Source organism: Parabacteroides sp. AF14-59 (genome assembly GCF_003479515.1).
Lineage (GTDB): Bacteria > Bacteroidota > Bacteroidia > Bacteroidales > Tannerellaceae > Parabacteroides > Parabacteroides faecis.
The window spans coordinates 36,323-46,480 of the sequence record NZ_QUHH01000021.1; the positions used below are offsets into that span (position 1 = coordinate 36,323).

Annotated in this window: 6 protein-coding genes; all 6 read right to left on the bottom strand. The window is 41.9% G+C overall.

Annotation, left to right across the window (positions count from 1 at the left end; genetic code table 11):
* Positions 1–85 precede the first annotated feature (85 nt).
* Positions 86–676: an RbsD/FucU domain-containing protein gene (locus DWW23_RS19465; RefSeq protein WP_122355264.1), complete on the bottom strand. Its 591-nt coding sequence runs from the start codon at positions 674–676 to the stop codon at positions 86–88.
* A 4-nt stretch (positions 677–680) separates the two neighbouring features.
* Entirely contained in the window at positions 681–3,224 is a 2,544-nt protein-coding gene (locus DWW23_RS19470; protein ID WP_122355266.1) for a GH116 family glycosyl-hydrolase, read from the bottom strand.
* A gap of 77 nt (positions 3,225–3,301) precedes the next feature.
* Entirely contained in the window at positions 3,302–4,933 is a 1,632-nt protein-coding gene (locus DWW23_RS19475; protein ID WP_122355268.1) for a RagB/SusD family nutrient uptake outer membrane protein, read from the bottom strand.
* 6 nt (positions 4,934–4,939) lie between these two features.
* A complete protein-coding gene (locus DWW23_RS19480; RefSeq protein WP_233564394.1) occupies positions 4,940–8,179 on the bottom strand; it encodes a TonB-dependent receptor in 3,240 nt (1,079 codons plus the stop codon).
* Positions 8,180–8,391: 212 nt separating this feature from the next.
* Positions 8,392–9,366 carry a FecR family protein gene (locus DWW23_RS19485; protein WP_122355272.1) on the bottom strand — a complete coding sequence of 325 codons (975 nt, stop codon included), beginning with the start codon at positions 9,364–9,366 and terminating at the stop codon, positions 8,392–8,394.
* Positions 9,367–9,441: 75 nt separating this feature from the next.
* Positions 9,442–10,020 (bottom strand): RNA polymerase sigma-70 factor, encoded by a 579-nt coding sequence (locus tag DWW23_RS19490; protein WP_122355274.1) that lies wholly within the window; start codon positions 10,018–10,020, stop codon positions 9,442–9,444.
* Between the last annotated feature and the right edge of the window lie 138 nt (positions 10,021–10,158).

The following is a 10,158-nucleotide window of genomic DNA, read 5'->3' on the forward strand; positions in this document are numbered from 1 at the left end:
GTTTCAAATATGATATTATTGTTATGTGTTTTGATCTAAAAAACAGAGAGATACTATGTTACGGTATCTCCCTGTCTTGCTATAATCAGTGTTGCGGGACGTTTTTTGCGTCAGCTATCCGTCCGTTGAGTATGGATTGTCTGCGATTGTCCCAGTATTTGCAATCAAGCTCAAAAAAGGTCGATGTGTAGGGCTTTGTCAATCCTGTTTTAATAATAACTACTTCGAATAGGTTGCTGATGCTATCCAGGCGGTCAATCAGGTTATCGTGTTCGATATGCATTATTTCAGATGGTGATAATACCTTTTTCATTTCCTCTTTCAGATTTGCTATTCCCGGACAAATGTCCTCTTCCAGGAAAGATAATTCTTTATCCTGGTAAGTATGGGCATACACATGTGAAGAGTTATCCAACATCTTTTTTACTGTGCCTAGCACTTCTGTATAGGGTTCGTTTGCATACAGGGTGGTGATGCCTTCTTTGGCTTGTAACGGGTAAGCCATGTCCGTTATGACTATCCAGTTGCGGTGGCCTAACAGCGGAAGTTTTTCCTGCAAGGCGGTTTGCCAATTTGCGGAGTACTGAGTCTGTAGCTCTGTTGCAGGCTCTTTTTGAATGCTGCAGCTTAGAAACAAGTTGGCCAATAAACAGTATATTATGATCCGTTTATTCATGATTCTATCGTTTGATAATTTGTTTATCTCCTTCCAGCAGGCTAAAATCTTTCAATCTTATCTCTTTGTTATTACCGACGATAAGAGATTTCAGTCGAAGTGAACCGTTGATCACTTCGATGGTAACATCATTTTCAGTAACCTGGATAGTTCCCCATGCATATCCGTTACTCCAGAAATAATTTCCGGGGTGGTCTGTAATTTTCATACTTTTATCGACACCCGAATATTGGAAGTCGCTTAAGGCGATAATGGCAGACCAGCTTGCCATTGAACGGGCGTAATGGTGTCCGCATTCCGGTTCGCTGAAAGGGTTCCGTTTGGCTCCGTCGTGGCGTTCACGTACAGACCGGATACAGGTGAGGCCTTCTTTTTCCATACCTTCGTAAATCATACCTACGGCGGCACAGTATTCAAATCCGGTCATTACCTCTGCAAAGTAAGGAAATGGAACATCCAAACGTCCTTTGGGCCAGGAAGCCATAAGCAAGCCGGATTCATTGCCCATTACATAAGAACGCATATTATTGAAGTGGCGGCTGAAGTCTGTTACATAGTTATATTTCATAATGCTGTTCATAGTCGTATGAATGTGATCTTTGTTCCCCAGGTAACCCAATCCGCACAGATGTGCCATGTATTGGCCGACCAACTGATCTGCCAGGCAACCGGGACCTAGCTGGAAAGGCGGGATCTTGACATTAGGATTATTCATGTCCAGATATTCGAATGTTTCCGGATCGGTGATTTTATGTTCATAATATTCGCCATTGAACAAATTCTCATCCATCCAGTTACTGCCTTTTTCAAATAATGTGTGACACTTTTTCGCGAAGTTTTTGTCTTTCATGGCTATAGCCATCTTTTCAGCAGCTTTTAATGCTCCCATATACCAGAAGCCCATTTGAGGGTTTGGACCATAATAGTTCACATCCATAGTATTATGCTGGGAACCTTCCATGACACCATCCTGATTGCCGTCCCATCCTTTTTCCGTCCAGGCATAGGAAAGAACTTTCTTTATCTGTTCCCAATTGCTTTTCAGGAAATCGGTATCGCCTGAAAGCTGCCATTCACGGTATATCTTCATAATACAGCCCATTTGTCCGTCAGCTGCTGCACTGTTCTCTTTACTCGCTTCCGAGAGCGGCAAAGAGGCCCTGAAGTTCATCAAACCGTTTTCTTTGGTGGCATAATTGAATTCTACATCCCGCATGGTTTTTGCCAGTTCTCCGAACAGATAAGGAGTTGCCACTTCATAATTCCATACATGAGTGCATGAACCGGCACATGAACCGAAACGATCCATTACACCTTCCCATCCCATCATATGCCCGCTGGGTAAACGAAATACGGTCTGTGACCGCAGAGTGGCGAGGTTAAACAGAGCTGCTTCTTTTACAATATCCGGATAAGATGTATTGAGCAGGGCGTTTACGAAAGATAATGTTTTCTTTTCCAGTCCGGGTATTTGTGGTATAATTGTCTCTGCTGCTTTCCAGGCATCAGGATATTGCTGGCTGTAATAGTTGCCGACAACAGTGGAAGACCAGGCTTTCCGGTTCGGAAAATTCCAGGTGATATAGAAAGTAAATGTTTCCGTACTTTGTGCTCCTACGGTTTTTTTTACAGACAAAGAGGCCATCGGGTCTTCATCTTCCTGTTTGTTCTGTTCCGTCAGCATGCCGTCTGCGCTGAAATCGTCCCAGAAGTTTAGGATGCCGTTGTTCCAGCTATCGGCTTTGGAGGAGGTCCGGTAGGTTACGCCGTCGGTAGCCTGGGTGGTAAGGGCGACAGTTCCCCAGGCCGGATCGTTTTTATCCACACCGTCCGAATAAAGATAGATTCCTTTTATTCCGTTGCTTTCAATGTATTTGTTCTTATTGTCTTTCACGCCGACAGGTATGTAATCACCTTTCCAGTCTGTGCGGAATTTACTTCCGTCTTTACCTATGAAGTTGCGCATGGAACCACAGATGGCAACGTCCATCGGTTGGTTGGTGGTGTTGGTAACCTCGTAAGAGAGAACTGCTACAGGTAGTCCGCTCGCTTCCGCATCGCCCGGAATCAGCGGGTTAAAACCTTTTATTTTCACTTTTACAGGCAGATCTTTATCAGACAGGTGTACTTGCCCGAAAGGATAGGCAGCATCGAATGACGCCTGTGCAAAGCGGGGAAGACCATGATGATTTACCGGACGACCTTCATAATGAAGATATTCCTGGGGATATAAAGGACCCGCCAGTAATGTCGTAGTAGCTTCCCGGTTCTGCGGTTTGGCATAGATTGCAAAAAACGGAGCATTATTACCGGTTGTTACCGTACTGTATTTCTTTGCCGGAACATTCATAATTTCCCAATCCCGGAGTTCTCCGCGACCACCGAGTGATACTGTCCCGGTCCCGATTCCACCTAACGGCAATGCGATCTGGTAGAGGTGTCCCTGGTCGTATTTTTTAAGTACGGGCCATTGTTGCGGCTTCCATTCCTGAGCCGCTATGATACCGGAAAGTAATGTTCCGGTTACGATCAATTTGAATTTATTCATGCGTAAAATTAAGTATATTAATTGAAAGGCTGGTTATACTATGCCTTACTAACCAGCCTTTCGGTTTTACAATCAGATTACCAGTTCGGATTCTGTGTCAGATTCGGATTATTATCTCTGGCGTTTTGCGGGATAGGCCACAAATAATGCTTGGAAGAATCGAAAGTCCTGTTTTGTCCCAGGAATTTTTCCTGCGTATAGTCTCCGATTGCAGCCTTTTCATCCTTATTAATGCCATATCCGGGTTCATTCAGAACTTTTTCTGCGGTTTTCCAGCGGAGGATATCGAAGTAACGTTTATGTTCCGCTACGAATTCATGACGTCTCTCTCCACGGATCTTTTCACGCATTTGTTCCTGGTTGCCCAGTAGTTTATCGACAGAAGGCAAACCGGCACGTGCTCTTACCTTGTTCACATTCGCGGCAATTTTTGCATTGCCCGGATCATACTCATTCAATGCTTCCGCCTGGATCAACAAGACTTCCGCATACCGGTAAAGGCTGAAGTTGGTCCATGAGTTTGCTGGCTTAGCTAATGTTTGATCGTTATATTTCAGATACATATATCCCGTAATGCCGCCTCCCTCATTGTTTATGCGTTCAGGGTTGTTAAAGGCCGGATGGGGCATATAAGGTTCATATTTACCGTTCGGACGGAGACATTCGTAACCCGGGAGGAAGAATGTCTTCTTCAGGCGTGCATCCCGGTTCTCCCATGGATTGTTCATGTCATACTCTTTCGATTCGTAGATGCTTTCACCATTCGTCATTTCGTACGAATCGACCAGCTGGCGTGTAGGGCAGAAGCTGGCCCAGCCTTGTCCGGTTATTCCTGTTCCGGCAGGCGAACAAAGGATCGGCAACATGTGAGTAATCTCGTCTTCCAGGTATTGTTTAGCCAGGATAACTTCTTTATTATTGTTATTGGCTTCTGATTTGAAGATGTAGGCAAAATCTTCTTCAAGATCATACATGTTCATATCGATCACTTTCTGGGCAGCATCGGCGGCTTCTTTCCATAGGTCGGCAGCATCCTGGTTATTATGGAATTTTTTGTAACTGGCCATATCCAGATACATGTCTGCTTTTAATGTAAGCGCGGCTGCCTTATTGATACGGCCGGTATTGGCTCCGCTGTAACTATCCGGCAGATATTCGATAGCTTTGGTTACATTTTCCAGTGCATAATCCAGGACTTCCTGTTTAGAACTTCTGGGTAGTGCTGCATTTTCTAATTCGATCGGTTTTTCTTTGATCAATGGAATATCACCGAAATGACGTGTCATTCTGTAATATTTCAATGCCAGGATAAAACGTGCTTCTCCCTCGAAACGCTGTTTTTTCGTCTCGTCGATGGTCATACCGTTCAGTTTGTCAAGATAATAGAGGATGCGGTAGATATCGCCGTAAGTCCATTCTTCTTTCAGGTAACCGGTTGCGGCGTTATGGATACCCTGGCAAATGTAACCCAGGCCACTTTCACCCCATGAATTTGTCATTAGAGAGTTATCGCTTTCACAATCTCTCCAGAAGTCGCGTTCGCCGGGTAAAAGAGGATAAAGAGCATTTATCCCTTTCTCTGCGTCTGCTTCTGTTTGCCAGAAGGTATTTTCTGAAGCCTGGGATAACGGATCTCTGTCAAGAAAATCGCTGCAGCTGCCTAATATGAGCGCTGAGGCCAACATGATATAGATACTGTATTTTTTCATATTTTATCAGAATTGAAGATTTAAACCAAATGCAAATGTTCTCGATAGCGGGTACCAGCTACCTTCCGGGTCGAAGCCGTCATAACCGGTAATGGTTCCCAGGTTCTGTCCGGATAAGTAAAGTCTGAGATATTGAATATTTACTTTCTCCAGTAGTGTTTTCGGGATCGTATAACCGATCTGTACGTTCTGAATTTTCAGGAAGTCGGCTTTACGGAGCCAGTAACTGTTGTATTGAGTATCGTTGGCTGTATTTGTCAGGGTCAGGCGTGGATAGGTTGCATCAGGATTTGACTCGCTCCAGGCATCCATATGCATTGGGCGTGCATTCTGCGACAGATAGAAAGCCCATCCCTCGTATCCGCTGATATACTTTTTGACATTTAAACGGCCATACATATTCATGGAGAAGTCGAATCCTTTGTAACCGAAACGCAAGTTGATACCGTAATTTACAGGTATTTTTCTGTTCAAAACGGTACGGTCTTCTCCATTGATTTCCTTATCTCCGTTTTGATCTTTAAATTTGATATTGCCTGGCAGTACATTACCCTGTTTAGCATGATTGGCAATATCTTCTTCGTTTTGGAACAAACCTTCGGCCTCATATCCATAAGGTAGCTGGTAACGGTCGTTCAGGTAAGTGATGGCATTTCCTTCTATCCATTTATCTGATTCTCCCATTTCCAACACTTTATTTTTTGAAAAGCTGGCATTCGCATCGATACCCCATGAAAAATCACCTCGACTGTCATCGTAACTTACCAGAAAATCCATACCCTGATTTCTCATTTTCAAAAGGTTGGAAAGAGGTGCCGATAATCCGAACTCTGTCGGGACCGGTGGTGTGTACAGGATATCGCTTCTCAGGTTGTTGAAGTAATCTACGGTTAATTTGATCTTTTGATCCAGGAAACCAAAGTCGAGTCCGACATTTGTGAATGTTGAAACTTCCCAGGAGATATCCTTATTGATTGCGACGTTATTGTATGCGCCGCCGACCAGGTTATTGTTGAAGGCATAAATCTTAGGATTGTAAGCCAGTACCTGGGCTGTCGGGTAATAACCGACCTTTTCTGCATCTCCCAGTTTACCCCAGGAAGCTCTGATCTTCAGTTCGGATAGCCAGTCGATATTTTCCATGAACGATTCACGGTTGATATTCCATCCGGCAGAAAATGATGGGAATGTACCCCAGCGATGTCCTTTTGCGAAGCGTGACGAACCATCCCCCCTGATGTTCGCTTCAAACAGGTATTTGCCCTCATAGTCATAATTCAAACGACCGAACCAGGATTGGATAGCAACATCTTTCGCATTTCCTCCATTTTGTTTATTACTGCTGCCTGTATCGAGAACGTCTATATTGTCAAAAGGCATATTGTCGCGGGAAGCCCAGAATGTTTCATATTTGTAATATTCCTGGGAATAACCAGCCAGCACTTTGAAATTGTGTTTCGAATTGATACTGAAAGCATAATCTGTCGTAAATTGTAACTGGGTACGGAAATCATAGGCATTCGTATTTTTTAGTGACGATACCATATTCTCTGTTTTTGCAATATTTCCGTCCGCATCGTACAGGTAGTATGTATTGACCCTGTCCTTGTTCGTCTGGTCGTGGGTATAGCCGGATACACTACCTTTAATATTCCAGTCTTTCAAAGGAGAATAGACAACATCGAAAATAGCCAGCATTTCTTTATGCCTTTCTTTGGAATAACCTGCTTCGTTTACTCCGGCTATCGGATTACTTGCCATGGAAGAACCGATTGCATACAGTCCGTTTGGTTCTCTGATTGCTGTAATCGGAGATATCCGGCTGGATTGGCTTTGCCAGTATTCTGTTCCTCCGTTCGGATTTTTGATATTCGTTTGCGTATATTGCATATTTAAACGGGCCGTCAGATTCTTTAATATCTGAAATTGCAGGTCCGGTTTAAAAATGAGACGGTTATAATTGTTATTCGGCAATGTTCCTTCCTGATAGTCGTTGGACACGGAAACACGGTAAGTGATTGACCTTTCCTTTCCCGACAAGGCGATATGGGTATTGTTGATAAGGGTATTTTTATTGTAAATCTCTTTATACCATTTATTGTCCGCATACTTTCCTGCTCGCAGATCCTGAATACCTTGTTCTCCAAAATAAGCGTCTTTTCCATCGTTCATCAATGCTTCGTCGTACAATCTCATATAGTCTTCCACACCTACAAAATCAAGTTTGAACTGTGGATTCTGGATACCGATATTTGTAGAGAATTCCACTACCGGACGATCGGAAGCCTTTGCTGTTTTTGTAGTAATGAGAATAACGCCATTGGCTGCACGTGATCCGTAGATGGAAGCAGACGCAGCATCTTTTAGCACGGAGATGCTTTCGATATCGTTGGGGTTCAGGGTATAAATGTTACCCGGTATTCCGTCGATCAGAATTAATACACCGGAACTGCTGCCTATAGTAGATGTACCTCGGATATTAATACTGGCTCCTGATCCAGCGGCACCACTACCTTTACTGACCATCATGCCCGGAACGGAGCTGGCCATCAATTCCTGGACATTGGTTACGGGGCGTGCTTTCAATACTTCATCTGTTTTTATCGTTCCTATGGCACCGGTCAGATTTACTTTTTTCTGTGTGCCGAAACCGACTACAATGACTTCATCCAGTGCTTGTGTATCTTCTTTCAAACTGATTTTGACCATGCTCTGGTTACCTATGCGGATTTCCTGGGGAATATAGCCGATATAGGAGATGAGTAATGTGGAATTACCAGGTATATCCAAGCTGAATTTTCCATCCATATCCGTGATTGTCCCTGTAGTGGCTCCTTTTATAGAAACATTGGCTCCAATAATAGGCTCTCCGTTTACATCTGTTACAACGCCTGTTATTTTTTTTGTGCCTTGTTGGCTGATAAGAGACGGTTTGTCCGTACCATTCTTTTTGAGTAATAAAATGTATTTATTGTCAAATTCGTAAGCAATATCCGTATCCTTGAATGCATCTTCCAGATAAGAAATGATTTTTCCTGTTTTTTTGTGAACAGTGATTGAACGTTCGGTATTTACTTCCCGGTTTCTGAATACAACCAGATAGTCAGTCTGTTTTTCTATTTGATTAATAAGTTGACCAACGGAAAGTACGTCTGTCTCCAGTTTTATGATGGTATTTTGTGCTTCAGAATTGACCGCAACCATCTGGAAAATGCAGACGAAGAGCATAACAAGTGATATTCTCATGATTCTAAAATATTCTTTAAAGTGTTTATCATGTACAATAAAGAGTGGTAACAAAGTTTTTATTTTCATATCTTTGCTAATTGTTAGGTGAATACTAATTTTAACTGCTAGTGTTTACTTGCTTCTTAACGGCGGATGGTTCCAACATCTGCCGTTATTTTTTCTAAAAGAGTTTTCCCATAGGCATACTATTTAAAAGGTTCGACATTCAATTAATTTAATGTGATGATATTGCTTTCTTCATCTTTTTGTATTTTAAATTTATGTATTTTCTGTATCATCCGGAGAATTTCGTCGATGCCGTCCCGTTGACGGAATTTACCTGTGTATTCCCATTTGAAAATAGAGGGGTCTTTGACTTCTATTTTTACATCGTAGTAGAGTTCCAGCTTTTTTAGGATGTCGATAAGAAGTTCATTCTCAAAACTATATATTCCATCTCTCCAAAGAAAATAGTCAGGATGAGGTATAGAGCTGATTTGCATTTGATTTTCTTTTATTGTCACTTTTTCATCAGGCTTAAGGATCACTCCTTTCTTCCCGGAATGTGGAAAATAGACATGTAACGATCCTTCGAGCAGGCTTGTTTGAATATCTTTTTCGCCAGGATAACTGTCTACATTGAACTTTGTACCTAAGACCTTCATTTCTACTCCCTGGGAAGATACAATAAACGGTTTTTCCGGATTCTTAGCGACATCGAAAAAGGCTTCTCCTTCCACGGTCACTCGTCTTTCTTTTCCGGAGAATAAAGCCGGGTAAGTCAATTTGGTCTGAGAGTTCAGCCAGACTTCGGTTCCGTCCTGCAAAGTTAGTCTTACACGTTGACCGGCAGGTACATAAAGGGTGTTTTCGATGTTCGCTACAGGTTGTTGCGCCTCATAATGACTGGCAGTGAGCCAATAGGTCGATAAAACGAGTAATGCGATGGCCGCAGCATAACTGGCTGCATGCAACATGGTTTTACGTATCTTTTTTGTCCGGATGATTTTGTTGAATAATATATATCCTTGCTTATTCTCCTCCTTATTGTCTGATCGGTCGGAAAGAGTCAGCAGGGCATTCATATTTTTATATTCGATGAATTGTTTTTTCAATTCACCGTCAGTCTCCACCAGTCTTAAAAGCTGCAACCTTTCTGTTGTATCGAGCTCTCCCTGGAAATATTTTATTATTTGTTCATTCATAATTTTGTCCTTATATATAGTAGACACCTGAACGAAAAAAAATCGTTAAACAAAAAATAATTTTTTTCGAAATTCTTATAAGGAAAGTAGAAACAGCAGTATCGGGAGGTAATCTTTGAGTTCGTTTCTTAGTTTTTTATAGGCAATACCTATTTGACTTCCAACGGTATTAATAGAAATATTCAGTTCCTGAGCAATCTCTTTCTGTTTTTTACCTTCAATTTTGCTCATGATGAATATTGTCCTGCATCTTTCAGGAAGGGAGTCTAATACGCGGCTAATGAGTTTTTCAATATCCTGATCGGAAAAAAGATTGTTATCGAAGGCTTCCAGTGAATCTAAATTCATTCGTAGGGAGATGGCGTATTCTTCCTGTAGTTTACTGGCTGTATCTTGTACGACAAGTTGGTGGCGCAGGTGATTCAGGCATTTATTTTTGATGGTTGTGAATAAGTAGGCTATGAGATTCATATGCATATTGAGCATTTCTTTGTTTTCCCAAAGTTCAACGAAGACATCCTGCACAATATTTTCGGCATCTTCATCCAGGATGACGTACTCTTTGGCAAAGTGTTTCATTTTTGAGAAATAAGAGAGGTAAATGTCTTCAAATCTGACATCCTCTCTTTGTTCGCCCAATACCTTTGTTTTCATTGATTGATAACTTTGTTCTAGAAGAACTACATCTAAAATATCTATTTATATGATTGATAATCAGATGTATAAATATTTGTATCATTTATAAAAAAACTTTGTATACTGTTCTTTGGATCAAATGATTTATTCCACACA